Origin of the sequence: Pseudoxanthomonas wuyuanensis, assembly GCF_900215535.1 — a bacterium.
GTDB lineage: Bacteria > Pseudomonadota > Gammaproteobacteria > Xanthomonadales > Xanthomonadaceae > Pseudoxanthomonas_A > Pseudoxanthomonas_A wuyuanensis.
Window position 1 is genome coordinate 153,641 of record NZ_OCND01000004.1, and the last position, 26,698, is coordinate 180,338.

Genomic DNA, 26,698 nt, shown 5'->3' on the forward strand with positions numbered 1-26,698 from the left:
CGACATGCCTCAAACGCCACGGGGCCACCCGACCCACCAATACCATCATTCCGTTGCAGCGCCAATGACCGCAACCGGCAACATCGCACCCGCCCCTGCCTCGGCCCGATGCGCTTGACGGCCGTGCGAAACCTGCCCCAATCGCTGGCAGCGTCCGCACCATGTCGATTCCGGCGCCTTTGCTTCGTCGTCAAGACAAACACCACGTTCCCCAACCCAGGAGTTGCCACCATGCGCTTGTCCCGTCTGCCCGCCCTGCTCGCTCTTGCCCTCGCTGCCACCGCCGTTTCGGCGGCCGAAACGGTCTATGTGCTCGACCCGGGGCATACCTTCCCCAGTTTCGAGGCCGACCATATGGGCATGTCCACCTGGCGCGGCAAGTTCAACCGCAGTCGCGGCGAGGTGCGGCTGGATCGTGAGCGCGGCACCGGTCAGGTGGAGGTCGCCATCGACGCGCGCAGCATCAACTTCGGCCTGGACGCGCTGAATGAATGGGCGGTCGGCGATCAGTTCCTCGATACCGCCAGATACCCGGAGGCCACCTATCGCGGCAAGCTCACCGATTTTCGCGACGGCGCGCCGACCCGGGCGGAAGGCGAGCTCACGCTGCATGGCGTAACCCGGCCGCTGACGCTGACCATCGACCGCTTCAAGTGCCAGCCGCATCCGCTGCACAAGCGTGACTGGTGCGGCGCCGACGCCCACGCCACGTTCGACCGCAGCCAGTTCGGCCTGGACGCCGGCAGGGACTATGGCTTCGATATGAACATCACCCTGCGTATCCAGGTGGAAGCCGACATCAAGACCGATGAGGCCGCGCCCTAGGTTTGCGCAAGCCCGGTAGGACGGGACCGCCGAAGGCGATTCCGCCGGACGGCTTCCCGGCCCAGATACGCGTTCGGCAAAATCCGTTATGCGGGTTCCGGCTTACCCAAACTCAATCCAGTCACAAGAAGGCCGCAATGACAAAACAATCGGTAAGGAAGATCGAAATCGAGAATGCGAAGAGCCCGGGGCGCACCCAGCGGGTCGATGCTGACAAATACGAAGCCATGAAAGCGGTGGTGCTGGCCGTATTGCCGCAGGCAACTCCCGGCCTTACGGTTGCCGAAACCAAGGCAAGCCTGTTGCCGCACCTGTCGGAAACCTTGTTTCCCGGAGGCGCCAAGGCCGGATGGTGGCTGAAGGCCGTTCAACTCGACCTCGAAGCCAAAGGCATCATCGCCAGGGAACAGACCAAGCCGCTGCGATTGATCCGGCTCGGATAGCGCATGCGGCAGTTGCCGCGGCAACGGCTGGCACGCTAGGCCGGCCGCGTCGGCGAAGCTGTGGCGCCGTTTCCCTGCCGGCGCCACCAGCACGTTGTCGATTACGCTTGCGCTGATTCGTCGTATTGATGAAAGCCGCCGATGGCGCCACGCCATTCATCCACAACCCACGAGGAACCCGATGAAAATCACCGTCCAAACCCAAGTACGCTCCAATATCGATGCCGTCTGGTCCGCCTACAGCAATCCGGACGACATAACCCAGTGGAACAGCGCCTCCGACGACTGGCATACGCCGCACTGCCGCGTCGATCTGCGCGAGGGCGGAACTTTCAGCACGCGCATGGAGGCAAAGGACGGCAGCATGGGCTTCGACTTCGAAGGCACTTATACCCGCGTGGTGCCGCAGCAACTGATCGAATACCGCATGAGCGATGGCCGCGAGGTCGCTGTGCATTTCGAGGATGGGGCCGACGGCGTTTTGGTCCGCGTGGTTTTCGATGCCGAAACCGAAAACTCTCCCGAGATACAGCAGCAGGGCTGGCAATCCATCCTCGACAGCTTCGGACGCTACGTCGGAACCAGCCACGGCGCGGGCTAAGCTGCTCCATTGCGCATCCGGTGCAACGGGCGAGCTTAGACGGCGCTCGTTGCCTGCAGCGTTTGCGCGCGGCCCGTTGCACCGCCAGCCATGACGCGTGGGATCAGGCAACCAGCCGCCGGTGCGTTCACCCGTCCGTTGCCCGGGCCGGGTTAGCGGGTACTATCGGATTCCACTATCACCGCAGTGCCATAGCAGAGGACTTCGGTCAGTCCGGACATCAACTCGGTGGCGTCGTAGCGCACGCCGATGATGGCATTGGCGCCCAGCGCGCGCGCATGGGCCAGCATGTCGCGGTAGGTTTCCATGCGTGCCTGTTCGCACAGTTCGGTGTAGATGGTGATATTTCCGCCGAACAGCGTCTGCAGGCCGCCCAGCAGGTTGCCGAAGATCGAGCGCGAACGCACGGTGATGCCGCGCACGATGCCCAGGCTGCGCACCACCCGGCAAGCCGGCAGTTCCATGGCGGTGGTGACCATGCTGTCGCCAAGCAATAGCGCGCGCGCAAGGCCCGCTGGCGAGGAATTGTAGGGATCGGCCATCGATCTTGCTGTCCTGCGGGAAAATGCCCGGACCATCTTACGGTTTCCTTGCGACGGGTATCGCCCCGCCTGCCGGTGGTTGCGCGAGTCGGTACGGCTTGGGACCGGCTCTGCCGTCAGTCCGGGGCCGCCAGGTGGACCCGCTGGCGACATCGAGGGAAGCGATAAACGGCCCCGCCACTACCGGCTGGATCGGCGAGCCGTAGGATCCAGGCATGCAGGCCAGGGATGGCGCCCCTTCATGGCGAACGGCATGGCCACAGCCGGGCGGCGCCAGCTGTGGCAGACTTCGGCCATGAACCGACCGAACTCGCCGATATCCGCCGCCCGCCTGCTGGGTGCCCTGCTCTGTCTGATGGCGCCAGGCGCTGCACAAGCTGCTGAACCTGCACGCGTGCTGATTTTCAGCAAGACCGCCGAATTCCGCCACGATTCGATACCGGTCGCGGTTGCTGCACTGCAGCGGCTGGCCGCGCAGGAATCATTGGCGGTCGATCGCGGCGAAGACGCATCGGCATTCACCGCAGCCAACCTTTCGCGCTACCGCGCGGTGGTATTCGCCAATACCACCGGCGATGTGCTGGACGAGCCGCAACAGAAGGCGCTGGAGGAATTCGTCGGCAACGGCGGCGGCTTCATGGGCGTGCATTCGGCCGCCGACACCGAGAAGGAATGGCCCTGGTATGGCGGCCTGGTCGGAGCATGGTTCCACAGTCATCCGCCGGGCTTGCAGACTACCCGGGTCGTCTTCGAATCCGGGGCTGCAGATGCCCCCTCCGACTGGACCGTCACCGACGAGATCTACAACTACCGCAGCAATCCGCGCGAGCAGGTGACGGTGCTGGCTACCGTCGACGAAGACGATTACGAAGGCGGCACGATGGGCGAGGATCATCCGATCGCCTGGTGCCACGCCTATTCCGGCGGCCGCGCGTGGTACACGGGCCTGGGCCACGATGCGGCAATGTACGAGGACACCGTATTTCAGGCCCAGTTGCGCCGTGGGCTGCGCTATGCGGCCGGATTGGCGCCGGAATGCTGAAACTCCCGCGAATTCGGCACGCGATGTCCTGACAGCAGAACGCCCGGCATGGCCGGGCGTTCTGACTGGATCCCCCCGGGCTGAACGATTACTGGATGCTCGGGTCCAACGTGCGCAGGGCATCGGCCAGATTGGTATGGCCGGTGCCGTCGATATCTTCCTTGCTGTAGGAACGGCCGGGCAAGGCGTTGCAACGGCCCTTGTCGCCGCGGCGGGTAATGCGGCTACCGGTTTCGCGCACGCAATGCGTATCGCTGATGCGCTTGGCCTTGTCTTCGGCGATGGCGTCTTCGGTGGCGACCGGCTCGGCGGCGGTGGCCGGCGCCGGCTGCGCGATTGCGGCCGGCTCGGCAGCAGGCGTCTGTGCGCTGACGGCAAAAACCGCGGCGCACAACACGGAAAGCAGGGACAGCGGAACAAGGCGTTTCATGGCGATTCCTCGGCATCGGTGAGGGATGGCCAAGATATACGCCGATTCGCGACAGCCGGCAGCCCCGGGCGGTTCCGGCGTTTAAAGCGTGTTATGGCTCAGAACGCGCGTGCGGCCCCCAACGGGCCCTACGGCCGTCAGGCCGGCGGGCAATCGGCGCGCCGGCCCTGGCGGAAGGCCTGCACCGCCGCCGCATCGGCCGGCTCGGGGCGGATGCCGTCGTCGAAGATGACATACCAGCTGCCGTCGCCGCCGCGCTGCCAGACCGAGCCGAAGCGACCCAGCCGGGCAGCCCCGGTCTTGGGATCCTGGTACAGCGCCGGTCCGCTGGAATAGGCGGTTTCGCCATCTCCGCCGATGGTCACCACCGATGGATACCAGTCCAGGCTCAGCGCGCTGCCGTCGATGATGCCGGCCCATTCTTCGGCAATGGCGGCGCGTCCGAGCGTCGGCTTGCCGCTGACGCCGAAGGCCGCCTGCGGATGCAGGTGTGCCGCAAAAGCGGCGGCATCGTGGTCCAGCACCGATTGCGCAAAGCTGAGTTCGCGCGCCCAGACCTGGCAACGGGCGTCGGGGGACGGCGTTTGCGCCCGCTCCGCCGCCAGCGATGGAACCGGGGCCGCAGCCACCGCCAACAGTAAGGCCATGCACCAAAGTCGCAACGGCGATGTCATGCGGATTTCTCCGAATTCTGCCAAGCTTTCATGATTCCATTCCTTTTTCATCGCCTATGCACCTGCCAATGGTCAGGGGCGCCTGGCTGGCCGTACTGCTGCTGTTGAGCGCCTGCGCCAGCGCCCCGCCCCGCCCTGCCGACGACGCCACACCCTTGCTGCTGATCTCGCTGGATGGCGTGCGCGCCGAATATCTGCAACGCGGCCTGACTCCCCATCTGGACCGCATCGCCCGCGAAGGCGTCCACGCCGAATGGATGGCGCCGTCCTACCCGTCGCTGACCTTTCCCAACCATTACACACTGGTAACCGGATTGCGCCCGGACCGCCACGGCATCATCAACAACACGATGTGGGACAAGGACCTGGGCGATTTCACGCTCAGCAACCGCGAGGCGGTCGGCGATGGGCGCTGGTGGAGCGGCGAACCGATCTGGGTGGCGGCGGAAAAGGCCGGCATGCGCACTGCGACGATGTTCTGGCCCGGTTCGGAAGCGGCCGTGCAAGGCGTGCGGCCGTGGCAATGGCGTCCGTTCGACAAGGATCTGCCGATGCAGCGGCGCGTGGATCAGGTGCTGGACTGGCTGGCATTGCCGCCGTCCGAGCGCCCGCGTCTGGTGACGCTGTACTTCGAACATGTCGATACCGCCGGCCACGACGACGGCCCGGATTCGGCTCGCGTCAATCAGACGCTGCGCGACGTGGACGCGGCACTTGGCCGGCTGCTGTCGGGCCTGCAGGCACGCGGGCAACTGGACCGCGTCAATCTGATCGTGGTGTCCGATCACGGCATGGCGGCGACTTCGCCGCAGCGCGCCATCGCGGTGGAAGACATGGTGTCGCCGGACGACGCCGTCGTCGTCACTACCGGACAGGTGGCCGGTTTTGCGCCCAAGCCGGGACGCGAAACCAGCGCGGAGCGGCAATTGCTGCGCGACCACGGCCATGCGCAATGCTGGCGCAAACGGGAACTGCCGGCGCGCTGGCGCTACGGCAGTCATCCGCGCATTCCCGCCATCGTCTGCCAGGCCGATGAAGGCTGGCTGCTGGTCAAGCGCGCTTCGCTGCGTCGCTGGATCGACATGGGCTGGCAAGGCGGCGGCTCGCACGGCTACGACCCGGCGTTGCCATCGATGCGGGCGATCTTCCTTGCGCGCGGCCCGGCCTTCCGCAGCGGCATCAGCGTGCCGGGTTTCGACAATGTCGATGTCTACCCGTTGCTGACGCGATTGCTGGGAATCGAAGCGGCGCCCAACGACGGCAATCCGCAGACCCTGCTACCGGTCCTGAACGACGCTTCCGCACGCGATCATTGATGTCCGAAAACGGTGAGTCGGGCCCGCGCTGCGGTGTTAGCCTGCTCCCATGCTGCCTGCTCCCGCCCTTGACCCGCTGGATCTCCGCGTCTGCGAGCAGGCGCGGCTGAGCCGCGATGCGCGCTTCGACGGACTGTTCTTCATCGCCGTCACCAGCACCCGCATCTATTGCCGGCCGGTATGCCCGGCACCGTCGCCCAAGCCGTCCAACATCGTCTACTACCGCAATGCCGCCGCGGCCGAAGCCGCCGGTTTCCGGCCATGCCTGCGCTGCCGTCCCGAACTCTCGCCCGCCGACGGCAGTTGGCGGCGCGGCGATGCGGCGGTGGCGCGCGCATTGAAATTGATCGAAGCCGGCGCACTGGCCGAATCATCGCTGGCCGAACTGGCCGGAAAAGTCGGTCTGGGCGAACGCCAGTTGCGGCGTTTGTTCAGCGACAAACTGGGTGCCACCCCTATCGGCGTGCATGGCACGCGCCGGCTATTGTTCGCCAAGCAATTGCTGACCGAGACCGATCTGCCGATCACCCAGGTGGCATTGGCCGCGGGTTTCGGCAGCCTGACCCGCTTCAACACCACCTTCCGCGACGAATACCGGATGGCGCCGCGCGATTTGCGCAAGCGCGAAGGCGCGGGCGCGACGGCGAGCGGAACGCTGACGCTGCGCCTGGGCTACCGGCCGCCCTATGATTTTGCGGCGATGCTGGATTTCTTGCGCGGACGCGCGTTGCCCGGCGTGGAAGCGGTGGACGAAAACGGCTACGCACGCGTCATCGGTACGGCCTCCGCACCGGGCTGGCTGCGGGTCAACGCATCGCCGTCCAGCGCAAAAACCGGCGAACATGCGCTGAAGCTGCAATTGCATGGCGCATTGCCGGCCGATTTGCTGGCCATCGTGCACCGGCTGCGGCGGATGTTCGATCTGGATGCCGATCCGCAGGCCATAGCGAAGGCGTTGTCGGTCGACCCGCGGCTGCGGCCGCTGCTGAAGAAGCGGCCCGGATTGCGCCTTCCCAGCGGCTGGGATGGCTTTGAGATCGCGGTGCGCGCGATTATCGGCCAGCAGGTCAGCGTAGCCGCTGCGCGCACATTGACCGCGCGGCTGGCGCAACGCTTCGGCACGGCATTGCCGACGCCGTTTTCAGCGGATCTGGTGCATCTGTTTCCAACGCCGGAAGCGTTGGCCGATGCGGATCTGACCGCGATAGGACTGACCCGCGCGCGCGCGGCAACGGTGAACACGGTGGCGCGTGCGCTGCTGGACGGCCGCGTGGATTTTCGCGCCGAGCGCACGCTGGAAGATCTGGTCTCGCGCTGGGTCGCCCTGCCCGGTATCGGCCCATGGACCGCCAACTACATCGCACTGCGCGCCACCGGGCATCCGGATGCGTTTCCGGCCGACGATCTGGTGCTGCAGAAAGCGGTACCGACAGACGGGGGCCGGATGACCGCCAAAGCGCTGACTGCGCGCGCCGAAAGCTGGCGGCCCTGGCGCGCCTACGCAGTCATCCAGTTGTGGCGCGACAGCATGCCGGCGGCAAAAGCCCCAGCGAAAACCCCCGTGGGAGCGACGTGAGTCGCTCCCACAAAGAATGAAATGCCTGGACCGAGCCCCGGAGACCTCGCCATGATCTTCCACCAACGCATCGACAGCCCAGTCGGCCCGCTGCTGCTGGCCGCCGACGACGAAGGCCTGCGCCTGATCGAATTCCATTCGCCGCGCCATCCGATGGCGCAACTCGACCAATGGCAGCAAGGCGATCATCCGCTGCTGCAGGCCGCGCATGCGCAACTGCAAGAATACTTCGCCGGCGAGCGCCAGGATTTCGATCTGCCGCTGGCGCCGCAGGGCACCGATTTCCAGCGGAAGGTCTGGCATATGCTGGCGTCGATTCCGTACGGCCAGACCATCAGCTACGCGCAGTTGGCGCAGTGGGTCGGCAAGCCGACCGCAACCCGCGCGGTCGGCGCCGCCAACGGCCGCAATCCGTTGCCCATCGTGCTGCCCTGCCATCGCGTCATCGGCGCCGACGGCAGCCTGACCGGCTTCGGCGGCGGCCTGCCGACCAAGCACTACCTGCTGAAGCTGGAAGGCGCCTTGCCGGCCGACGATCTGTTCGGCTGATGCGGATTCTTCCTTGCGGGAGCAACGTAAGTCGCGATGAGCCTTCATGGGGAAGCTCCATCGCGACTTGCATCGCTCCTGCAGGCGATATCAGGTGCCGTCCAACAACGCCTGCAATGTCTGCCGATAGCGCGCGGCAATCGCATCGCGGTCGCGATGGCGCCCCTCGGCCACGACCTGCCGGCCGGCGACGAACGCATCGCGCACCAGCGGCCGGTTGCCGCTGAAGATCCAGCGGTCGATGCGGTCGCCGTCGCCGGCACCGGCGAATGCCGGTGCCTCGTCGTCCAGCCGCAGATAGTCGTCGTCACAGGCGACGAATCCGGTCGCCTGCGCAGGACTGGCGTACACGCCCTGCAACAGGGTTTCGCCAACGCTGCTGGAAGTTGCACCGACGGCGATGTTGCGATGGTGGCTGACCAGTCGCTGGCCGTATTCCAGCCAGCGCAGTTCTTCCACCGGCGACACCGAAATATGCGAATCCGAGCCGATACCCCAGCCGCCACCGGCGGCCAGATAATCTCGCAGCGGAAACAGGCCATCGCCCAGGTTGGCTTCGGTGGTCGGGCAGATCGCCACGGTGGCGCCGCTGGCGGCAATCCCGCGGGTTTCCTCTGCTGTCAGATGTGTCGCATGCACCAATGTCCAGCGGCGGTCGACGTCGAAATGATCCAGCAGCCATTGCACCGGCCGTGCGCCGCGGAGCGCCAGGCTGTCCTGGATCTCGCCGATCTGTTCGGCAATATGGATATGCAACGGAAATTCCGCCGGCAATGCGGCCAGCACTTCGCGCATGGCCGCTTCCGGCACCGCGCGCAGGCTGTGGAAGGCGCAACCCAGCCGCAGGCCATCGTCCTGTTCGGATTTCAGTCCATCCAGCAGGCGCAGGAAGCCTTCCACATCATGGCCGAAGCGGCGCTGGCGTTCGGACAGTGCGCGGCCGTCGAAACCGCCGGTCATGTACAGCACCGGCAACAGGGTCAGGCGGATGCCGGTGTCGCGTGCGGCGGCAATCAGCGCGCGCGACATCGCCGCCGGGTCGGCATAGGGCCTGCCGTCGGGCTGGTGGTGGACATAATGGAATTCGCACACCGTCGTGTAACCAGCCTCCAGCATCTCGGCATACAGCTGGCGGGCGATGTCGTAGGTGCTTTCCGGGGTCATCCGCGCGGCAAACCGGTACATGGTTTCGCGCCAGGTCCAGAAGCTGTCTTCCGGATGGGTCTGGCGTTCGGCCAGGCCGGCCATTGCCCGCTGGAAGGCGTGCGAATGCAGGTTGGCGATGCCCGGCACGATATGGCCGTGCGGAAAACGGGAATCGGCCAGCCAGCCCTGGGCGGTCCACAAGCGTGCGGTGTCTGTCGTCATGCCGCCATTCTCGCCCGGCCGCGCGCCGAACGCGACCGTCTACAATCCGGCCATGAACGAATCGCGCGATCTTCCCTGGGATGGCCTGCTCACCCACGTCCAACTGGTCACGCTGGCCGGCGATGATGGCTACGGCGTCATCGAGGACGGCGCGCTGGGCTGGCGCGACGGGGTGCTGCGCTTCGCCGGCCCCAGTTCCCGATTGCCGGGCGAACCGGCGCGGCTGGCCCACGAAACGCTTTCCGGCGGCGGCCGCTGGGTTACGCCCGGCCTGATCGACTGCCATACCCATACCGTGTTCGCTGGCGACCGCGCCGGCGAATTCGAGCAACGGCTGCAGGGCGCCAGCTATGAGGACATCGCGCGCGCCGGCGGCGGCATCGTCTCCACCGTGCGCGCCACCCGCGCCGCCAGCGAAGACGAGCTGTTGGCGCAATCGTTGCCGCGCGCGCGCGCGTTGCTGGCCGATGGCGTGACCACGCTGGAGATCAAATCAGGCTACGGCCTGGATTTCGACAACGAACGCAAGATGCTGCGGGTGGCCAGGCGCATCGGGCAGATGCTGGGCATCACGGTGCGTACCACCTTCCTCGGTGCGCATGCGCTGCCGCCGGAGTTCAGCGGACGCCCCGACGATTACATCGACGCCGTCTGCCAATGGTTGCCGCAATTGCATGCCGAAGGCCTGGTCGATGCGGTGGATGCGTTCTGCGAGCGGATCGGTTTCGATGCCGCGCAGACCCGGCGCGTCTTCGAGGCCGCACGCGCGCTGGGATTGCCGGTCAAGCTGCATGCCGACCAACTCAGCGACGGCGATGGCGCCGCGCTGGTGGCCGAGTTCGGCGGACTGTCGGCCGACCATGTCGAATACACCTCCGAGGCCGGCGTGCGGGCGATGGCCCGGGCCGGCAGCGTCGCGGTGCTGCTGCCCGGCGCATTTCATGTGTTGCGCGAAACCCGGCTGCCGCCGCTGGATGCATTCCGCACGCACAACGTGCCGATGGCGGTGGCAACCGACTGCAATCCCGGCACGGCGCCGCTGCAGTCGCTGCGGTTGGCGATGTCGCTGGCGTGCACGCACTTCCGGCTGACCCCGCAGGAAGCCTTGCGCGGGACCACCGCGCATGCGGCGCGTGCGCTGGGCCTGAACGACCGCGGCCGCCTGTGCGAAGGCATGCGTGCCGATTTCGCGCTGTGGGACATCACCCAGCCGGCGCAGTTGGCCTACTGGTTGGGCGGCAACCTGATGGCCGGGGTCTACGTAGGCGGGCAGCGCGTCGGCTGACCGTTGGGCAACAAAAAACCCCGGCATCGGCCGGGGTTTTTCATTCATTCCGGCGATGCCGGAATGGCGGCGCTTACGCCTTGGCGACCGTCTTTTTGGCCACTGCCTTCTTGGCCGGCGCCTTCACCACAGCCTTCTTGGCGGTGGAAGCGGTAGCGCCGACAGCGGCCTTGGCCACGACGTGCTTGCGCACGTTGCCGTAGCTGGCGTTGTAGCGCTTGCCCTTGGCGGTCTTGCGATCACCTTTGCCCATGATGCTCTCCTAATTTCTGATGATGTCCGTACAGGGAAGTCCGGGCCCCTGCGAAGGGATTCGCCTGCCACAGCGCCCTGCGCTAGACCGGAAAGCCTATCACAGCGCGGCCGGAAAGCATTGTGGGAAGCGCATCAGTGGGCGCAGCTGGCGTCGTGCACATGCCAGTGGTTCAGCCGCAGATTGAGCAGGTGCGCCAGCCCGACCAGCGTGCCGCCCAACGTCATGACCACCGCGTGCGGTACCGCCGATTCGTGCAACGGCGCGTACAGCACGCCAGCCCACAAGGCCGCCAGCCCGGTCAGCAACATGCCCAGCGCGCGAAACACGCGGTGGCGGCGATAACCCCAGACCAGACTGAACAGGCCAAGCACGGTGACGAACACGACAAAGCCGCGTTCGAAACCGTCTCCCAGCCACAGCGACAGGCCCAGCGAAGGAATGACCGCCAGCAGCAACGGCGTCAACGCGCAATGCAGCGCGCAGATCATCGACCCGGTCGCGGCGAAACCGTCGACAAGCGAGCGGAACCTGGATTTCATCTGCTTGGCCATGACTTTCGGGGCAGGTGCGTCTTCACGGTTGGTATATTATAACATTAGTCAACTTACTTCCACCGAGTCCCCCGCCCCCATGAAATCGATGCGTCATCGCGTTCCGTCCCCCCACCTGCTCGCCTCCGCCCTGGCATTGGCCCTGGCCGCTCCGACCGTTCTTGCCCAGAATGCCGCCAGCCAGGCCACCGACCTGAAGGCGGTGGTGGTCACCGCCTCGCCGCTGAAGGGCAGCGCCGAATCGGTCGCCACCCCGGTCGAGGTGCTGTATGGCGACGAACTGGACCGGAACAAGGCCGCCACCCTGGGCGATACCGTGGCCAAGCTGCCCGGCGTGCAGACGACCTATTTCGGCACCGGCGTCGGCCGGCCGATCATCCGCGGCCAGGAAGGCCCGCGCGTGCAGGTGCTGTCCGGCGGCCTGGGCTCGATGGACGCCTCCACGGTCAGCGCCGATCACGCGGTCAGCATCGAACCGTTCCTGGCCGACCAGATCGAAGTATTGAAGGGGCCAGCGACATTGCTGTTCGGCAGCGGCGCAATCGGCGGCGCGGTCAACGTGGTCGACGGCCGCCTGCCCGATCAGTTGCCCGACACTCCGCTCAGCGGACGCGCCGAAGTCAGCGGCAACAGCGTCAACAACGAACGCACCGGCATGTTCCGCCTGGACGGCGTCAACGGCAACTGGGTGCTGCATGTCGATGGCATGATCCGAAACACCGACGATTACGACATCCCCGGCTATGCCATCGTCGAGCACGACGATCATGATGAGGAAGAAGAAGATCACGAAGAAGAAGAGCAGGTAAAGGGCAAGCTGCCCAACAGTTCCATCCGCACCCGCGCCGGCGCCATCGGCGCGACCTGGCTGGGCGAAGCTGGTTACTTCGGCATCGCCGCCAGCACCTACCGCAACAACTACGGCATTCCCGGCGGCGCCCACGAGCATGCCGAAGACGACCATGACCACGATGACGACGACGGCGATGAAGCGCACGAGGAAGAAGGCGACGTGCGCATCGACCTGGTGCAGAACCGCATCGACATGAAGGCCGGCATCTACGAGCCGCTGTCGTTCCTGCAAAGCATCAACCTGCGCGCCGCGCACAACGATTACGAACACGTCGAACTGGAAGGCGGCACGCCGTCCACCCGCTTCACCAACAAGGGCTACGAGGCACGGTTGGAAGCGGTGCAGAAGGAATGGAACGGCTGGCGCGGCGCGTTCGGCGTGCAGCTCGGCAGCACCGATTTCGGCGCGGTCGGCGAGGAAGCGTTCGTGCCGTCGACCACCACCGACACGCTGGGCGTATTCGTGCTGCAGGAGAAGGATTTCGGCGCACTGAAACTGGAACTGGGCGGGCGCTACGACCGCGTCGAACTGGATCCGGCCGATCGCGGCTCCAGGGATTTCAGCGCCAGCAACCTGTCGGCGGCGGCCATCTGGCGCATCAGCGACGGTTTCGATCTGCGTTTTGGCGTGGACCGCTCCGAGCGCGCGCCGACCAACGAGGAACTGTTCGCCGGCGGCGTGCATGTGGCCACGCAATCGATCGAGATCGGCGATCAGGATCTGAGCACCGAAAAGGGCCTGCGCGGCGAAATCGGCCTGCACTGGCATACCGACCGCGTCGACATGAAGTTCGCCGTCTACCAGACCAACTTCGACGATTTCATCTACCTGGCCGATACCGGCGTCGCCGAAGAAGGTTTCCCGGTGCGCCTGTGGACACAGGCCGATGCCACCTTCCGCGGTGCCGAGGCCGAAGCCCGCATCGCTCTGGCCGACTCCAGCGCCGGCGCCTGGGATCTGCGCGTGTTCGGCGATTACGTGCGCGCGGAACTGGACGGCAGCGGCACCCGCCAGGTGGCATTCGAAGTCCCGCATGGCGATCACACGCACGCTTACCAGGTCGACCTGGCCCAGGGCGGTTACCTGCCCCGTATCGCCCCGTCGCGTTTCGGCGCCGACCTGAACTGGTCGCTGGGCGGCTGGCGCGCCTCGCTGGGCGCGGTGCGTTACAACAAGCAGGACGATGTGGCCGACAACGAGGAACCCAGCCCGGGCTACACGCTGGTGGACGCGCATCTGGCCTACCGCTGGGATCGCCCGGCATCGAGCTGGGAAGTGTTCCTGGACGGCCGCAACCTGACCGACAAGGAAGCCCGCCCGCATACCTCACTGCTGCGCGACTATGCGCCGTTGCCGGGGCGCGGCGTCGGCTTCGGCATCCGCGCCTACTTCTGATCGGCAGCGAACGGTCTCTCCGGGGGCGGCTGGCCGGTATGGCAGCCGCCTTTCTGCGTACTGGCGCGTGGTTCGGGCGCCTGTCTATCGCTCCTGCATGAAGCGGCGCTTGCTGGGCCGAACTTTTCTGTCCGGCGCCCCCGAAGCCGCAGAGCGAGCTCGTTCTACGCCAGCGCGCAACCGGGGCGCCCGGCGCTCCGGTTGAATTGCGTGCATATGCACCTATAATCCGGCAATCGCTTCGCCGGATTTGCCGCGCATGGCCGTCACCAGCCCCTGCACCTGCTTTCATCTGCGCCGTGCCAGCCGTCTGGCCACCCAGGTCTACGACCACGAGCTGGCGGCGGTGAATCTGAGCCTGAACCAGTACTCGATCCTGCGCCGCGCCGAACGCCAGCCGCGCCGGCTCGGCGAACTGGCCGACGAACTGGGCATGGACCGCACCACGCTGACCCGCAATCTCAAGCCGCTGCTGTCGGCGGCGCTGCTGCAGCAAACCCGTGGGGAAGACGCCCGCCAGCGCCTGATCGGCGTCACCGAACAGGGACGGAGCCGCCTGCTTGCCGCGCGCCCGTATTGGCAGAAGGCGCAACGCCGCATCGAAGACGCGTTCGGGCAGGAGAACATCGCGCAGTTGCACACCGCCCTGATGGCGCTGGGCGACCGCCTGCAACCGCACGGCGGAGCCGGCGCATGAACACCGCCCGCGCATCCGCGCATTGGGGCCTGCTGCTGGCGGCGGCGGCAACGTTGATGATCACGATGGGCGCGCGCCAGACCACCGGCCTGTTCGTCACCCCCATCCACCAGAGCACCGGCATCGGCATCGCGGCGATCAGCTTTGCGCTGGCCATCGGCCAATTCACCTGGGGCGCCGTGCAGCCGTTGTTCGGCGCCATCGCCGACAAGCGCGGTTCCACCGGCGTGCTGATCTTCGGCGCCGTGCTGCTGTCGCTGGGCCTGGCGCTGACGCCGCTGATGCCATCGCAATGGGGACTGATGTTCACGCTGGGCCTGCTGACCGCCGCCGGTGCCGGCGCCGGCAGTTTCTCGATCCTGATCGGCGCCACCGCCGGCCAGATGGCAGCGGAAAAGCGCTCCTTCGCCGCCGGCTTCATCAACGCCGGCGGCTCGCTGGGGCAGTTCGTGTTCGCTCCGCTGGTGCAGGCGGTGATCGGCGCAGCCGGCTGGGCGGCGGCGATGTACACGCTGGCGGCGACCTCGTTGCTGGCGCTGCCGCTGGCCTGGCCGTTGCGGCGCAAGCCGGCTCCAACCGCGGGCGCAACCGGCGCAGCCGCGGCGCCTGCCGCCGACGCTGCGGAACTGACCCTGCTTGCGCAACTGCGCATCGCCATGCGCGACCGCAGCTACTGGATGCTGCACCTGGGCTTTTTCACCTGCGGCGTGCATATCGCCTTCCTGGTCACCCACCTGCCCGGCGAAATCGCATTATGCGGACTGCCGGCCAGCGTCTCGGCCGCCTCGATCGCGCTGATCGGCCTGTTCAACGTGGCCGGCAGCCTGAGCGCCGGCGCGCTGGGCCAGCGCTACCGGATGAAGTGGATCCTGGCGGCGATGTACGCCAGCCGCGCGGCGATGATTGCGATCTATCTGCTCTCGCCGCCAACACCGATCACGTTCTACGTCTTCGCCGCCGCGCTGGGCTTTACCTGGCTGGCAACGGTGCCGCCGACCGCCGGCCTGGTCGGCAAGCTGTTCGGCCCGCGCTACCTGGGCACCTTGTTCGGCCTGACCCTGCTGTCGCATCAATTGGGCGGCTTCTTCGGCGCCTGGCTGGGCGGCGTGGCGCTGGAACGCTTCGGCGACTATTCGCTGATGTGGTATGCCGACATGGCGCTGGCGCTGCTGGCCGCCGCGGCCAACCTGCCGATCCGCGAGAAGTCGCCGCGGGTGGCGATGGCGGCGGCGTAGCCGAATCTGTTCCTTGGGAACGACTGCGGAACAATTGTGGGAGCGAGGTAAGTCTCGACCGGAAGTCAAGATTCGACACAGTTCAAAGCGAATCGCGGATGATGCCTGACATAGGCGCTTGTTCACCTATCCGTGTGCAAGAGCTTTTCCGGCTTCCTTTGTCGCGACTCACGTCGCTCCCACGGTACGAACAAACAATACGAACAGTGCGTTATGCCGCCGCCGCGCAGCGCGCGCACAGGCCATGCACTTCCAGGGTCTGCGCCTGCGGCTGGAATCCCAGCGCCTTGGCGCGTTGCTCGAGCTGGGTGACCACATCGTGGTCCTCCAGTTCCACCGCGCTATGGCAGCGGTCGCAGATCAGGAACGGCACCGAATGCTGGGCGCTGTTGGGGTGATGGCAGGCGATGAACGCGTTGACCGATTCCAGCTTGTGCACGAACCCGTTGGCCATCAGGAAATCGAGCGCGCGATAGACCGTGGGCGGCGCATCGGCGCCCACGCCCTTGCTGGCGCGCACCCATTCCAGCAATTCGTATGCCTTGACCGGCTTGCCGGCGTCGGCAATCAGCTCCAGCACGCGCGCGCGGATCGGCGTCAGCCGCAGGCCGCGCTCCTGGCAGGCAGCCTGCACCGCGCGCACGAAGGCCTTGGCGTCGCTGACGTGATGCTTGGGGTCTGTGCAGGCGTGCTGGTTCGGCATGGTGGCAATGACCTTAACCGGGATTCCCCGTCTTGATAAGCGCTGCGTCGATGCGTTTCAAGGCCTGCTCGCGCCCGGCCAGGTACACGGTCTGGGAAATATCCGGGCTGACCTGGGTGCCGGTGATGGCCACGCGCAGTGGCTGCGCCACCTTGCCCATGCCGATTTCCAGCGCCGCGGCGGCATCGTGCAGCGCCGCCGATACCGTTTCCACGCTCCATTCGCCCACCGCCGCCAGCAGCTCGCGCGCCTTGCCCAGCGGTGCGGCGGCATTGGCGTTCAGGTGCTTGGCGACGGCGGCTTCATCGTAGCTTTCCAGCGGCCGGTACCAGACGGCCGCGCGCTCGGCCATTTCCTTCAGCGTCTGCACGCGGTCGCGCATCGCCACCACCACATCGGCGGGTGCCGGGCCCTGCGCCAGGTCCAGCCCCAACTGGCGCAGTTGATACTCCAGATGCGGAGCGATGCCGGCCGGTTCGTCGCTCTTCAGATAGTGCTGGTTGACCCAGCCCAGCTTGGCCATGTCCAGCCGCGCGGCCTTGGAATTGACGTCCTCGACCGAAAACAGATCGATCAGTTCCTGCCGGCTGAAGATTTCCTGGTCGCCATGCGACCAGCCCAGCCGTGCCAGGTAATTGATCAGCGCATGCGGCAGATAGCCGGCCTCCCGGTACTGCATGACATCGGCCGCGCCGGTGCGCTTGGACAGCTTGGCGCCCTGCTCGTCCAGGATCATCGGCATATGCGAGAACAGCGGCACCGGCGCGCCGAGTGCCTCGTAGATGTTGATCTGGCGCGGCGTGTTGTTGATGTGGTCGTCGCCGCGGATGACATCGGTGATGCCCATGTCCCAGTCGTCCACCACCACCGCGAAGTTGTAGGTGGGAAAGCCGTCCGGGCGGAAAATCACCATGTCGTCGAGTTCGCTGTTGCCGATCTCGATGCGGCCCTTGATGCGGTCCTCGAATACCACGCTGCCCTGCAGAGGGTTCTTGAAGCGGATCACCCGATTTGGGTCGTCGCGATAGGGAAGGTTCATGTCGCGGGCGCGGCCGTCATAGCGCGGCTTTTCCTGCCTGGCCATGGCGGCCTCGCGCATCGCGTCCAGTTCTTCGCGGGTTTCATAGGCGTAGTAGGCCTTGCCGGCGGCGACCAGTTGCTCGGCCACTTCGCGATAGCGCTCCACGCGCTGGGTCTGGTAGATCGGGCCTTCGTCGTAGTCCAGACCCAGCCAGTCCATCGCTTCCAGGATCGCGTCGATGGCGCCCTGGGTGCTGCGCTCGCGGTCGGTATCCTCGATGCGCAGGATGAAGTCGCCGCCGCGGTGGCGCGCCTCCAGCCAACAGTACAGCGCCGTGCGCGCGCCGCCGATGTGCAGGTAGCCGGTGGGACTGGGAGCGAAGCGGGTACGGCAGGTCATGAAGGGGTCCGGATGACTGAATGGCGCGATTTTACCGCGCCGCGACGACCTCGCCGCATTCGCTGGCATAGAACGCGCCGCAGCGCGGCGCCAGCCGGCGGGAGCGCCAGGCTTTTTCGGTGCTCCTGCACGGCTGCGGCCACGGCCTAAGCCCCTGCTGCGGGAGAGCGCCTACAATTCCCCCATGACTACCCTCTTCATCTCCGACCTGCATCTGGATGCCGAACGGCCGGCCATCACCGAATTGTTCGGAGCTTTCATGCACCGCGAAGCGCGGCAGGCCGAAGCGCTGTACATCCTGGGCGATCTGTTCGAGGCCTGGGTCGGCGACGACGACCCGTCGGAAACCGGCGCTTACGTGGCCGACCGGATTCGGGAAGTGGCGGATGCGGGCGTGCCGGTCTACTTCATCCGCGGCAATCGCGATTTCCTGGTCGGTGACGCGTTTGCGCGCCGCGCGGGAATGCGGATTCTGCCGGATCCGGCCGTGATCGTGCTCTACGGCTGCCCGCTGCTGCTGATGCACGGCGATCTGCTGTGCAGCGACGACACGGCCTACCAGGCGTTTCGCGCACAGACCCGCAACCCCCAGTGGCAGCAGCAGTTCCTGGCGCAGCCGTTGGCGGCGCGCCTGGCCTTTGCGGCGCAGGCGCGCGCGGCCAGCCTGGCGCGCCAACAGGGAATGATCCGGAGCGACCGCGCCCAGTTCGAAACGGTCACCGATGTCACGCCCGCCACCGTCGAGTCGACGCTGGCCCGTTACGGCATCGAAACGCTGATCCACGGCCATACCCATCGCCCCGCCCTGCACACCTTGCAGGCCGCAGGCCGCGAATGCCGGCGCATCGTGCTGGGCGACTGGTACGAGCAGGGTTCGGTGTTGCGGGCCGATGCGGACGGCTACCGATTGCAGGCGCTGGCGTAGTGCGCAGCTTCGGGCCGGCACCCGCCGCGCTGCTGGCGGCGGCGCTGGCCGGATGCGCGCATCCGGCCATGCGTGCCGACGTGGGCGATGCGCCGGCATCGCCCACGACTTCAGTTGCGGCTGCCGGGGATTTTGCAGCCGCGATTCTCAATGGACGCCTGATTGCGGACATCGAGGACGCCGCCGTGCTTGGCAGCGGACCGTACCGCTACCGTTTCGTGCTGCTGGATGTGCGCAGCGGCGAACCGGCTGCCCATCGCGCCTATGCCCTGTCCAATCCTGACCGCCGGCTGCCGTTCGTGGCCGAAGAAAAGCAGGTCTACCAGGGCATCACCGATGCCCACGGCCGTACCGATGCGTTCGCGTTCGAGGCACCGGTGGCGGCAAACAGCTGGCGCCTGCGCGAGCGGTTCGGCGCTGGCCCTTTCGGAGAACAGATGCGGCTGGTGGATGCCGAAGGCGAACCGGTCGCCGGAATGGAATATGCCCTGCTCATCTGCGATGCGTCTCCCCGCTACCATCGCGGCATGACCGACGCCGACGGCAATACCGGTTACGCCGCCACCGCGCAGGCGGCCACGATCATCCTGGGCGTGCGGGGCGCCGATGCCGGCGACGACCAGGACATCGACGCCGAGAAGGACGCCGCCAGCGCCCGCGAAGAGTGCCGGCGCAGCGCGGCGGCAGAAAACGCGCAGTAGCGCTATGGCGGCGTTGCCTGCTGACTGAGCGCCGCCAGTTCGTCCTCATCGAAGCCGGCCAGCAAACGGGCTTCGATGTTGAACGGCCCGTGCAGATAGCCGCCGGCGTATTCCTTCAGCAGTTCGCGGAAGCGCGCGCGCGGATCCGCCCCGGCGCGCTCGCAGTACCAGCGGAACCAGCGCGAACCGGCAGCGACGTGGGCGATTTCCTCGCGCAGGATGATTTCCAGGATGTCGGCGGTGGCATCGTCGCCCAGCGCACGCAGTTTGGCGATCATGCCCGGGGTGACATCCAGACCGCGCGCTTCCAGCACCCGCGGCACCAGTGCCATCCGCGCCAGACCGTCATGCGCGGTTTTTTCGGTCATTTCCCACAGGCCGTTGTGGGCGTCGAAATCGCCGTAGTCGTAGCCGAGCTGGCGCAGGCGGTCGCGCAGCAGTACGAAATGGCGCGATTCGTCGTTGGCCACCGCCACCCAGTCGGCATAGAACGCCGCCGGCAAACCGCGGAACCGATAAGCCGCATCCCAGGCCAGATCGATGGCGTTGAGTTCGATATGGGCAATGGCGTGGATAAAGGCCGCCCTGCCCTCCTGGCTGCCCAGTCCCCGGCGCGGAAGCTCGCGCGGGTGCACCAGTGCCGGCCGCATGGGACGACCGGGCATGCCGATGGGCTGCGGCGGCGGTGCGTTGTCCGGCACCGGCAATTCGCCACGCGCGAATGCGGCGGCATGGCGCTGGGTCAACGCAACCTTGGCGTCCAGGTCCACCGCATCCAGGCAGGCGCGCGCGGCTTGGTGGACATCCATGCTCACTGCCGCTGGGAGCCCGTGGAGGCCTCGTCTGCGGCCGCCGGCATCGGTGCCGGCGCGTCTTGCCGCCGCACCCGCTCGCACGGGTTGTCGCGCAGCTGCAGTTCGCACTGCGTGCGATAGCGGCAGGCAAGATCGAGCAGGCGGCGCCGCTCCCCTGCCGGCGGCTCGGCCAGCGGAACCGGGTCTAACCGGCCCGGCAGCCCGGCGCCAGGACCGGTGCCGGCGCCGAGCAGGCGCGCCTGGCCGCTGCGGCAGTCGCGGGCATAGGTCCATTCGCGCGCCTGCGCAGGCGAAACGCCCGCCGGCAGATGATCGCGCAGCCTCACCAGCACGATGTCGTCGCCGACCCGGCTGGCGCCGGCCAGCGACAGCGGCATCGCATCGCCGGCCGCGGCTGCGTCCAGCGCCCGCTGCTGCGCGGGCGTAAGGTCCATGTCCAGGGTGACCACCCATGCGTGCGGCAGGCCGCCGTCGCGCAGCCGCGGATCGTCCAGCGAATGCAGCGGCTCGGGTGCATCGGCACGGCCGCAGCTACCCAGCGACAGCGCCATCCCTGCGGCCAGCGCGGCCGCAGTCCTGCGGCGCGCCGGGCTAGGCACGCCGCTTGCGCTTGGCTTCGTCCGAACGCATCTGCTCGATGCGCTCGAAATAGCCCGGCTCTATTCCGGTGACGTACCTGCCGTCGAAACAGGACGAGTCGAACTCGGTCAGGGCCGGATTGCCTTCGCGCACCGCCGCCTGCAGATCTTCCAGATCCTGGTAGATCAACCAGTCGCAGCCCAGGAATTTCTCGATTTCTTCGATGCTGCGGCCGTTGGCGACCAGTTCGTCGACCGCCGGCATGTCGATGCCGTAGATGTTGGGGTGGCGCACCGGCGGCGCCGCCGAGGCCAGGTAGACCTTGCGCGCGCCGGCATCGCGCGCCATCTGCACGATCTGCTGGCTGGTGGTGCCGCGCACGATGGAATCGTCCACCAGCAGCACCACCCGGTTGCGGAATTCCAGGTTGATCGGATTGAGCTTGCGGCGCACCGATTTAACCCGCTCGCCCTGGCCCGGCATGATGAAGGTGCGGCCGACGTAGCGGTTCTTGATGAAACCCTCGCGGTACTTCACGTTCAGCACGTTGGAGATTTCCAGCGCCGCGTCGCGCGAGGTATCGGGAATCGGGATGATGGTGTCGATGTCGTGATCCGGACGCAGGCGCAGGATCTTCTCACCCAGCTTCACGCCCATGCGCATGCGCGCCTTGTGCACCGAGACGTTGTCGATCATCGAGTCCGGACGGGCGAAATAGACGTATTCGAAGATGCACGGCGCATGCTGCTGCGGTTCGGCGCAGATCTCGGAAAACAGTTCGCCGCGGGCGGTGATGACGATGGCCTCGCCCGGCAGCACGTCGCGCACCCGGCTGAATCCCAGGATGTCCAGCGCGGCCGACTCGGAAGCGACAATGTATTCGTCGCTGCCGTCATTGTGTACGCGCTTGCCCAGCACCAGCGGACGGATGCCGTTGGGGTCGCGGAACGCCACCAGCCCCAGGCCGAGCACCACGCTGACCACCGCATAGCCGCCCTTCACGCGGCGGTGCACGCCGGCGACCGCGCGAATCGCCGCCTCCGGACTCAGCGTGCGCTGCAGGTCCAGCTCGTGCGCGAACACGTTCAGCAGCACTTCGCTGTCCGAATCGGTGTTGATGTTGCGGCGATCCTGCGCAAACACGTCCTGGCGCAGCGCGTCGGTATTGATCAGGTTGCCGTTGTGCGCCAGCGCGATGCCGTACGGCGAATTGACGTAGAACGGCTGCGCCTCGTCCATGCCTTCGGAACCGGCGGTCGGATAACGGCAGTGGGCGATGCCGACCTTGCCTTCCAGGATGCTCATCGCCTTGGGATTGAACACGTCGCGGACCAGGCCGTTGTCCTTGTGCACGCGCAGGCGGGTGCCATCGGCGGTGGCGATGCCGGCGGCGTCCTGGCCGCGGTGCTGGAGGACGGTCAGCCCGTCATAGAGCTGCCCGGCAACATTCTGGTTGCCGACGATGCCGACGATACCGCACATGAATACGCTCTCCGCTAAGGCTTCGAACCGGGCCGTGCCTGGCCGCTGGATTCGATGTTGGCCGGGTCGGGTTCGCCCGGCCGGATGGCTGCCGGATCCTGTCCGACGGGTTCGATATTGGCCGGATCGCCGGCGTTGGCCTCGCGTCGCGGGTCCGCCAGCGGATTGCGCGACGGGTCCAGCGCCTGCGACATCACCTGCTTCAACAGCGGCTGCTCCAGCAGCGGCACCGACTCCGCCGATGTCCTACCGGCGCCATTATCGCCCGTCAGCGGGTTGTTGGGTAATTCCAGTTGCGGCGGCGACCAGTCCGGCAGATGCCCGCGCATCCACTCGACCCCGGGCGTCAGCAGCGGCAGGATCTGCGACTGCTGCCATGCCGGCTCCCGCCGCAGCGGGGTAAAACTCATCAGCAGCGCCAGCACGCAGGCGATGGCGCCGCCGCGCAGCAGGCCCAGGCCGAAGCCTGCCAAGCGGTCGACGCCGCTCAGATGTGCGGACCGGACCAGGGTTTTCAAGACCATGCCGACCACGCCCACCACCACCAGCACGCCGATAAAGGTCAGCGCGTAGCCGCCCAGCAGCTCCGAGCCCGACGGCGCTGCCCCTTCGGCCAGCCAGCGCGCGGTGTCTTCGCCGAACTGGAACGAGGCCCACGCCGCCAGCAGCCAGGCCGCCGTGGATACGACGATGCCGACAAATCCCTTGATCAGACCCAGCAGCGCCGATACGCCGATGATCGCCAGCAGCACCAGATCGATCATGTGAACTGAAGCCGTTTTTCCGGACCCAACATCCTGCCTTCCCTGCGGCCCATATTGCCTCCCTGCGCTGGGGCCGGTTTCAGCCCGTTACCGCGCATCGTGAACTCACGGGTGCGGACGCACCATGCCATCGATGCCGAACTTCACCGCCACCTGCGCCTTGAGCCGTTCGGCGTCGGCGCGGCTGGCGACCGGCCCTACCCGGACCCGGTTCAAGGTGCCTTTGTCGGTGCTGACCTGTTCGACGAAAGCGCTGAAGCCGCCGCCGCGAACCCGGTCGCGCAGCGCATTGGCATCGGCGGCGTTGGTAAATGCGCCCAGTTGCACCGCAAAACCGACGCTGGCCGCGGCCGGCGCAGTCTTGGCAGGTGGCGCTTCGGCAGGCTTGGGCGTGGCGGCGACGGGCGTGGCCGCCGCGGGTTTGGGCGCAGCCGGCGTGCTCTCGGCGGGCTTGGGCGCCGGTACGGCAGGTTTGGCCGGTTCCGGCTCGCTCGCCGCCGCGGTCGGTGCGGCGGACGGGGACGCCGCCGGCGCGGCCGTGGATGCGGCATCCAGCGCAATCACCTGGGCATTGACGTCGCTGCGCACCTTGACCGCCTGCAGGCGCGCCGATTCGGCGGCGGCGCGGTCCAGGTACGGCCCGACGCGCACGCGGTAGGCGGGGCGCCCATTGATGGTGGCTTCTTCGTGGTATCCGGTCAGTTGCGACTGCCGCAGGCGTGCGATGACCGCTTCCGCATCGGCGATGCTGGCGTAGGCGCCAAAACTGACCGCGTAATTGCCGGCAGCACTGGCGGGGGGCAGCGCCTCGTCGGCGGCCGGAGCCGAAGTTGGCTGCGCCGCCGGTGCGGTCGCTGCAGGCATGCCGAGCGCGCCGTTGTCCGGCGCCTGGCCTGGGGCGACCAACGGCAGTTCGCGGGTTTCGTACTGGCCGGCCGGTGCAGGCGGTACGTCCAGCGGCACATCGGAAACGCCACTGTCCGGCGCAGGCCCCTTGATCAACATCGGCAGGAAGATGACAGCCAGGGCGACCAGGACGATCGCGCCGATCAATCGCTGTTTCAGAGCAGTATCCATCTGGATCCGGGAGCCACGCGGCGAAGTGCCGCGGGAATTATACGGCCGCTGGCGCCGGCTTCCCCGTCATTCGCCTGAATGCAGCCGCTTCAGTGCCTCGGCCACGGTGTGGAACGAGCCGAAGACCAGCACGCGTTCGCCTGCTTGCGACATGGCGAGCGCCGCATCCAGCGCTGCTTCCACGCTGGCATGCCGGCTTGCCGTCGATGCCGCCGTTCCGGCCAGGCGTTGCGCCAGGGCTTCGGCGGATTGTCCGCGCGGGTTTTGCGGTTCCAGGCCGGCCAGGAACCAGCCGGTGACGCCATCGCCCAGCGCATCGACGATGCCGCTCACGTCCTTGTCCGCCAGCGCCGCGAACACCGCGCGGGTGACGGCGGGCCGGGACTGCAGCCAGGCCGCCAGTTCGCGCGCCGCCTGCGGGTTATGGCCGACATCGACCACCACTTCAACCCCGTCGACCTGATGGCTTTGCAGGCGCCCGGGCAGCCGTGCCGCGGCAACCCCGGCCGCAAACGCGGCATCGTCGATGGGCCGGTCCAGCGCGCGCAACGCGGCGATCGCAGTGGCGGCGTTGGCGCGCTGCACCGGCGCGGCCAGCGCCGGATGCGGCAACAGCAGTCCGCCACCGACATCGCGCCAGCGCCAATGCTGTTCATCGACCGGTTCATGGAAGAAGTCGCTGCCCATGCGCAGCGCGTTGGCGCCGATGGCGTAGGCGTGACGCAGCACGCTGGACGGCGAATCGATTTCGCCCAGCACCAGCGGTTTCCACGCGCGCGCGATGCCGGCCTTTTCGCGGCCGATGCTTTCGCGGTCCTCGCCCAGCCAGTCGATGTGATCGATATCGACCGTGGTGATGACCGCGACGTCCGGCTCGACCAGGTTGACCGCGTCCAGCCGCCCGCCCAGGCCCACCTCCAGCACCACCAGATCCAGCGAGGCGCGCTGCAACAGCCACAACGCGGCCAGGGTGCCGAACTCGAAGTAGGTCAGCGGGATGGCCTGTTCTTCTTCCTGCCGGAGCACCCTCTGGCCTGTGCCCGATGTCGGGCCTACGGCAGAAGAACCAGAGCCACTTGCAGCCGTCATCCCGGCAACGATTGGCTCCCTTCCCTCACCCGACGCTGCGTGCCGACCTCTCCCGGCAGGAGAGGTGTGCAGGCGGGCCGCCTCCACCGCTTCGAAGGCCTGAACCAGTTCGGCGTCGCTCGCCTCGCTGCCATCGATGCGCACGCGCTCGTTGTAGCGCAGCAGGTGCGGCGAAGTGTAGGTGCCGACCTTCCATCCCGCCGCGCGCGCAATGGCCTCAATGAAGGCGACCGTCGAACCCTTGCCGTTGGTACCGCCTACGGTGATGACGTAGCTGGCTGGTTTGCCAAGCTGCATCCGTGACGCGACTTCGCGCACGCGGTCCAGGCCCATTTCGATGGACTTGGGATGCTGTTGTTCGATGTAGGCCAGCCAATCGGTGAGGTTCATATCGTTGTCGCCTACAGATAACCCGCGTTGCCGTTGACGTTGATTTTGACCTGCCTGCGCCGTAAAGCGAGCCAGGCACCGTAGACGGAGGCGGCCGTAGAGGCTCCCTTGTCTTAGCGCAGCGAGTTTGGGCGCCGTGCCGGCTGCGGCGCAGCCGCATCGGTGAGCGTCGGGCGCCGGCGGTTTTACCTGCGCTAAAGCGCTCACCCTCCGGGCCGGCCCCGCCGTTCGCGCCGCAAAGCGGCGCAGGGCTACTTTGCCAAGACGGAAGCGATTCGTGCTTCAGCGCGGCTTTTTTACGGCGAAGCCGGTCAAGCCGTTGCCGTTGCCGTTGCCGCAAGACAAAAACAAACCTCGCAGACTCACAACGCCCGATGCACCGCCTCGCCAAAGAACGGGGTGTGGTGAGCGCAGTCGTTCAGCCGCACGACTTCCAGCCGGTCGACATCCGGGCCTTCCAGCAGGTTGATCGTGGTCGGCGCCTGCCGGAACGTCCACAGCTTGGACAGCGGCAAACCCAGTACCCGGCACAGGATGACCCGGTTGACCGCATCGTGGGCCACCACCAGCAAGGTGTCGCTATCGCCCAGCCCTTCGGCGGCGCGGGTCAGACCCTGCCAGGAGCGGTCCAGCACCTGCCGCAGCGATTCGCCGCCGGGCATCAGCACGGTGTCCGGTTCTTCGCGCCAGGCGCGCAGGCGGGCCGGATCCTTGTCGTGGATTTCGCTGGCCAGCAGGCCTTCCCACTCGCCGTGGGCGATTTCCTGCAGATCGATATCGGTGGTCAGCAACCCGCCGCGTGCCGGGCCCAGGGCGAGTTCGGCGGTGCGCTGGGCACGCGACAACGGCGAGGCCACCGCACGCGCGATATCCAGATCCCGCAAACGCGCACCCAGCGCTGCGGCTTGCGACTCGCCTGTCGGCGATAGCGGGATGTCGATCTGGCCCTGGTAGCGGCCTTCGGCGTTCCACGGCGTTTCGCCATGGCGGGCAAGCAGGATGCGCATGCGTGGGGTTGTTCCTGTCGGGGGGAGAGCGGTGCCGGGCGCGGTGGCGCGACCGGAGCGGCATGATACCGCCCCGGCTTCGTTTCAGCCGCAACCAGTGGCTGGTTG

At 67.0% G+C, this 26,698-nt stretch carries 28 protein-coding genes; 13 read left to right on the forward strand and 15 right to left on the reverse strand.

Annotated features, from left to right (window positions below; translation table 11 throughout):
- Positions 1-231: 231 nt before the first annotated feature.
- From CRO39_RS10015 to CRO39_RS10025, 3 genes are all read left to right on the forward strand, one after another.
- Positions 232-825, forward strand: a complete 594-nt coding sequence (locus tag CRO39_RS10015; RefSeq protein ID WP_097121777.1) for a YceI family protein — start codon at positions 232-234, stop codon at positions 823-825.
- Between the two features lie 137 nt (positions 826-962).
- On the forward strand, positions 963-1,268 hold the full coding sequence (locus CRO39_RS10020; protein ID WP_097121778.1) for a DUF6958 family protein: 306 nt from the start codon (positions 963-965) through the stop codon (positions 1,266-1,268).
- Positions 1,269-1,362: 94 nt separating this feature from the next.
- Positions 1,363-1,869 carry an SRPBCC family protein gene (locus CRO39_RS10025; RefSeq protein WP_238394590.1) on the forward strand — a complete coding sequence of 169 codons (507 nt, stop codon included), beginning with the start codon at positions 1,363-1,365 and terminating at the stop codon, positions 1,867-1,869.
- Between the two features lie 152 nt (positions 1,870-2,021).
- Here the strand turns inward: CRO39_RS10025 and CRO39_RS10030 are convergent, their stop codons facing one another.
- The gene (locus CRO39_RS10030) at positions 2,022-2,411 is read right to left on the reverse strand and encodes a YbjQ family protein (protein ID WP_097121783.1); all 390 of its coding nucleotides are present in this window, start codon (positions 2,409-2,411) and stop codon (positions 2,022-2,024) included.
- Between the two features lie 295 nt (positions 2,412-2,706).
- On the opposite strand from CRO39_RS10030, the gene CRO39_RS10035 reads away from it, so the two are divergent.
- Positions 2,707-3,453 (forward strand): ThuA domain-containing protein, encoded by a 747-nt coding sequence (locus CRO39_RS10035; protein ID WP_097122010.1) that lies wholly within the window; start codon positions 2,707-2,709, stop codon positions 3,451-3,453.
- 88 nt (positions 3,454-3,541) lie between these two features.
- Here CRO39_RS10035 and CRO39_RS10040 read toward each other — a convergent pair whose 3' ends face one another.
- A complete protein-coding gene (locus tag CRO39_RS10040; RefSeq protein WP_097121784.1) occupies positions 3,542-3,883 on the reverse strand; it encodes a hypothetical protein in 342 nt (113 codons plus the stop codon).
- A 137-nt stretch (positions 3,884-4,020) separates the two neighbouring features.
- Positions 4,021-4,530: a DUF4440 domain-containing protein gene (locus CRO39_RS10045; protein ID WP_097121786.1), complete on the reverse strand. Its 510-nt coding sequence runs from the start codon at positions 4,528-4,530 to the stop codon at positions 4,021-4,023.
- 83 nt (positions 4,531-4,613) lie between these two features.
- Between CRO39_RS10045 and CRO39_RS10050 the strand changes: the two genes are divergently transcribed.
- Genes CRO39_RS10050 through CRO39_RS10060 form a run of 3 tightly spaced genes read left to right on the forward strand, consistent with a single transcriptional unit; the run spans position 4,614 to position 7,998 of the window.
- The gene (locus CRO39_RS10050; RefSeq protein WP_097121788.1) at positions 4,614-5,873 is read left to right on the forward strand and encodes an alkaline phosphatase family protein; all 1,260 of its coding nucleotides are present in this window, start codon (positions 4,614-4,616) and stop codon (positions 5,871-5,873) included.
- A 49-nt stretch (positions 5,874-5,922) separates the two neighbouring features.
- The gene (locus tag CRO39_RS10055; protein ID WP_097121790.1) at positions 5,923-7,449 is read left to right on the forward strand and encodes a DNA-3-methyladenine glycosylase 2 family protein; all 1,527 of its coding nucleotides are present in this window, start codon (positions 5,923-5,925) and stop codon (positions 7,447-7,449) included.
- A 51-nt stretch (positions 7,450-7,500) separates the two neighbouring features.
- A complete protein-coding gene (locus tag CRO39_RS10060; protein WP_097121791.1) occupies positions 7,501-7,998 on the forward strand; it encodes a methylated-DNA--[protein]-cysteine S-methyltransferase in 498 nt (165 codons plus the stop codon).
- A 90-nt stretch (positions 7,999-8,088) separates the two neighbouring features.
- On the opposite strand, the gene CRO39_RS10065 is transcribed toward CRO39_RS10060, so the two are convergent.
- Complete coding sequence (locus CRO39_RS10065) at positions 8,089-9,366, reverse strand: formimidoylglutamate deiminase (RefSeq protein ID WP_097121792.1); 1,278 nt, start codon at positions 9,364-9,366, stop codon at positions 8,089-8,091.
- Positions 9,367-9,418: 52 nt separating this feature from the next.
- On the opposite strand from CRO39_RS10065, the gene hutI reads away from it, so the two are divergent.
- The gene (hutI, locus tag CRO39_RS10070; RefSeq protein ID WP_097122011.1) at positions 9,419-10,651 is read left to right on the forward strand and encodes an imidazolonepropionase; all 1,233 of its coding nucleotides are present in this window, start codon (positions 9,419-9,421) and stop codon (positions 10,649-10,651) included.
- A 73-nt stretch (positions 10,652-10,724) separates the two neighbouring features.
- Here the strand turns inward: hutI and CRO39_RS10075 are convergent, their stop codons facing one another.
- Together CRO39_RS10075 and CRO39_RS10080 are read right to left on the reverse strand one after the other, a co-directional pair.
- Entirely contained in the window at positions 10,725-10,904 is a 180-nt protein-coding gene (locus CRO39_RS10075; protein WP_097121794.1) for a 30S ribosomal protein THX, read from the reverse strand.
- Positions 10,905-11,038: 134 nt separating this feature from the next.
- Positions 11,039-11,446 (reverse strand): MerC domain-containing protein, encoded by a 408-nt coding sequence (locus CRO39_RS10080; protein WP_097122012.1) that lies wholly within the window; start codon positions 11,444-11,446, stop codon positions 11,039-11,041.
- A gap of 100 nt (positions 11,447-11,546) precedes the next feature.
- Here CRO39_RS10080 and CRO39_RS10085 point away from each other — a divergent pair, with 100 nt between their 5' ends.
- From CRO39_RS10085 to CRO39_RS10095, 3 genes are all read left to right on the forward strand, one after another.
- Complete coding sequence (locus CRO39_RS10085; RefSeq protein WP_425479687.1) at positions 11,547-13,706, forward strand: TonB-dependent receptor; 2,160 nt, start codon at positions 11,547-11,549, stop codon at positions 13,704-13,706.
- A gap of 259 nt (positions 13,707-13,965) precedes the next feature.
- On the forward strand, positions 13,966-14,403 hold the full coding sequence (locus tag CRO39_RS10090) for a MarR family winged helix-turn-helix transcriptional regulator (protein WP_097121796.1): 438 nt from the start codon (positions 13,966-13,968) through the stop codon (positions 14,401-14,403).
- Positions 14,400-15,638 (forward strand): MFS transporter, encoded by a 1,239-nt coding sequence (locus CRO39_RS10095; RefSeq protein ID WP_097121798.1) that lies wholly within the window; start codon positions 14,400-14,402, stop codon positions 15,636-15,638. The genes CRO39_RS10090 and CRO39_RS10095 overlap by 4 nt, the downstream gene beginning before the upstream one ends.
- A 211-nt stretch (positions 15,639-15,849) precedes the next feature.
- Here the strand turns inward: CRO39_RS10095 and CRO39_RS10100 are convergent, their stop codons facing one another.
- Positions 15,850-16,341, reverse strand: coding sequence for a Fur family transcriptional regulator (locus tag CRO39_RS10100; RefSeq protein ID WP_097121799.1), 492 nt, complete (start codon positions 16,339-16,341; stop codon positions 15,850-15,852).
- 13 nt (positions 16,342-16,354) lie between these two features.
- Complete coding sequence (gltX, locus tag CRO39_RS10105) at positions 16,355-17,761, reverse strand: glutamate--tRNA ligase (protein ID WP_097121802.1); 1,407 nt, start codon at positions 17,759-17,761, stop codon at positions 16,355-16,357.
- 184 nt (positions 17,762-17,945) lie between these two features.
- Here gltX and lpxH point away from each other — a divergent pair, with 184 nt between their 5' ends.
- Both lpxH and CRO39_RS10115 read left to right on the forward strand, forming a co-directional pair.
- Positions 17,946-18,686 carry a UDP-2,3-diacylglucosamine diphosphatase gene (lpxH, locus tag CRO39_RS10110; RefSeq protein WP_097121803.1) on the forward strand — a complete coding sequence of 247 codons (741 nt, stop codon included), beginning with the start codon at positions 17,946-17,948 and terminating at the stop codon, positions 18,684-18,686.
- On the forward strand, positions 18,686-19,387 hold the full coding sequence (locus CRO39_RS10115) for a hypothetical protein (protein WP_097121805.1): 702 nt from the start codon (positions 18,686-18,688) through the stop codon (positions 19,385-19,387). Before lpxH ends, CRO39_RS10115 begins: the two co-directional genes overlap by 1 nt.
- A 2-nt stretch (positions 19,388-19,389) precedes the next feature.
- On the opposite strand, the gene CRO39_RS10120 is transcribed toward CRO39_RS10115, so the two are convergent.
- The 7 genes from CRO39_RS10120 to CRO39_RS10150 form a co-directional block, all read right to left on the reverse strand.
- Entirely contained in the window at positions 19,390-20,196 is an 807-nt protein-coding gene (locus CRO39_RS10120; protein WP_097121806.1) for a ferritin-like domain-containing protein, read from the reverse strand.
- A 2-nt stretch (positions 20,197-20,198) separates the two neighbouring features.
- On the reverse strand, positions 20,199-20,801 hold the full coding sequence (locus tag CRO39_RS10125; protein ID WP_141400766.1) for a hypothetical protein: 603 nt from the start codon (positions 20,799-20,801) through the stop codon (positions 20,199-20,201).
- A complete protein-coding gene (gene purF / locus CRO39_RS10130) occupies positions 20,794-22,263 on the reverse strand; it encodes an amidophosphoribosyltransferase (RefSeq protein WP_097121810.1) in 1,470 nt (489 codons plus the stop codon). Before purF ends, CRO39_RS10125 begins: the two co-directional genes overlap by 8 nt.
- A gap of 14 nt (positions 22,264-22,277) precedes the next feature.
- Positions 22,278-23,027 carry a CvpA family protein gene (locus tag CRO39_RS10135; RefSeq protein WP_097121813.1) on the reverse strand — a complete coding sequence of 250 codons (750 nt, stop codon included), beginning with the start codon at positions 23,025-23,027 and terminating at the stop codon, positions 22,278-22,280.
- Positions 23,028-23,132: 105 nt separating this feature from the next.
- Positions 23,133-24,104 (reverse strand): SPOR domain-containing protein, encoded by a 972-nt coding sequence (locus tag CRO39_RS10140; RefSeq protein WP_097121815.1) that lies wholly within the window; start codon positions 24,102-24,104, stop codon positions 23,133-23,135.
- A 66-nt stretch (positions 24,105-24,170) separates the two neighbouring features.
- Positions 24,171-25,583 (reverse strand): bifunctional folylpolyglutamate synthase/dihydrofolate synthase, encoded by a 1,413-nt coding sequence (locus CRO39_RS10145; RefSeq protein ID WP_097121818.1) that lies wholly within the window; start codon positions 25,581-25,583, stop codon positions 24,171-24,173.
- Positions 25,584-25,945: 362 nt separating this feature from the next.
- A complete protein-coding gene (locus tag CRO39_RS10150) occupies positions 25,946-26,590 on the reverse strand; it encodes a histidine phosphatase family protein (protein WP_097121821.1) in 645 nt (214 codons plus the stop codon).
- Positions 26,591-26,698 lie beyond the last annotated feature (108 nt).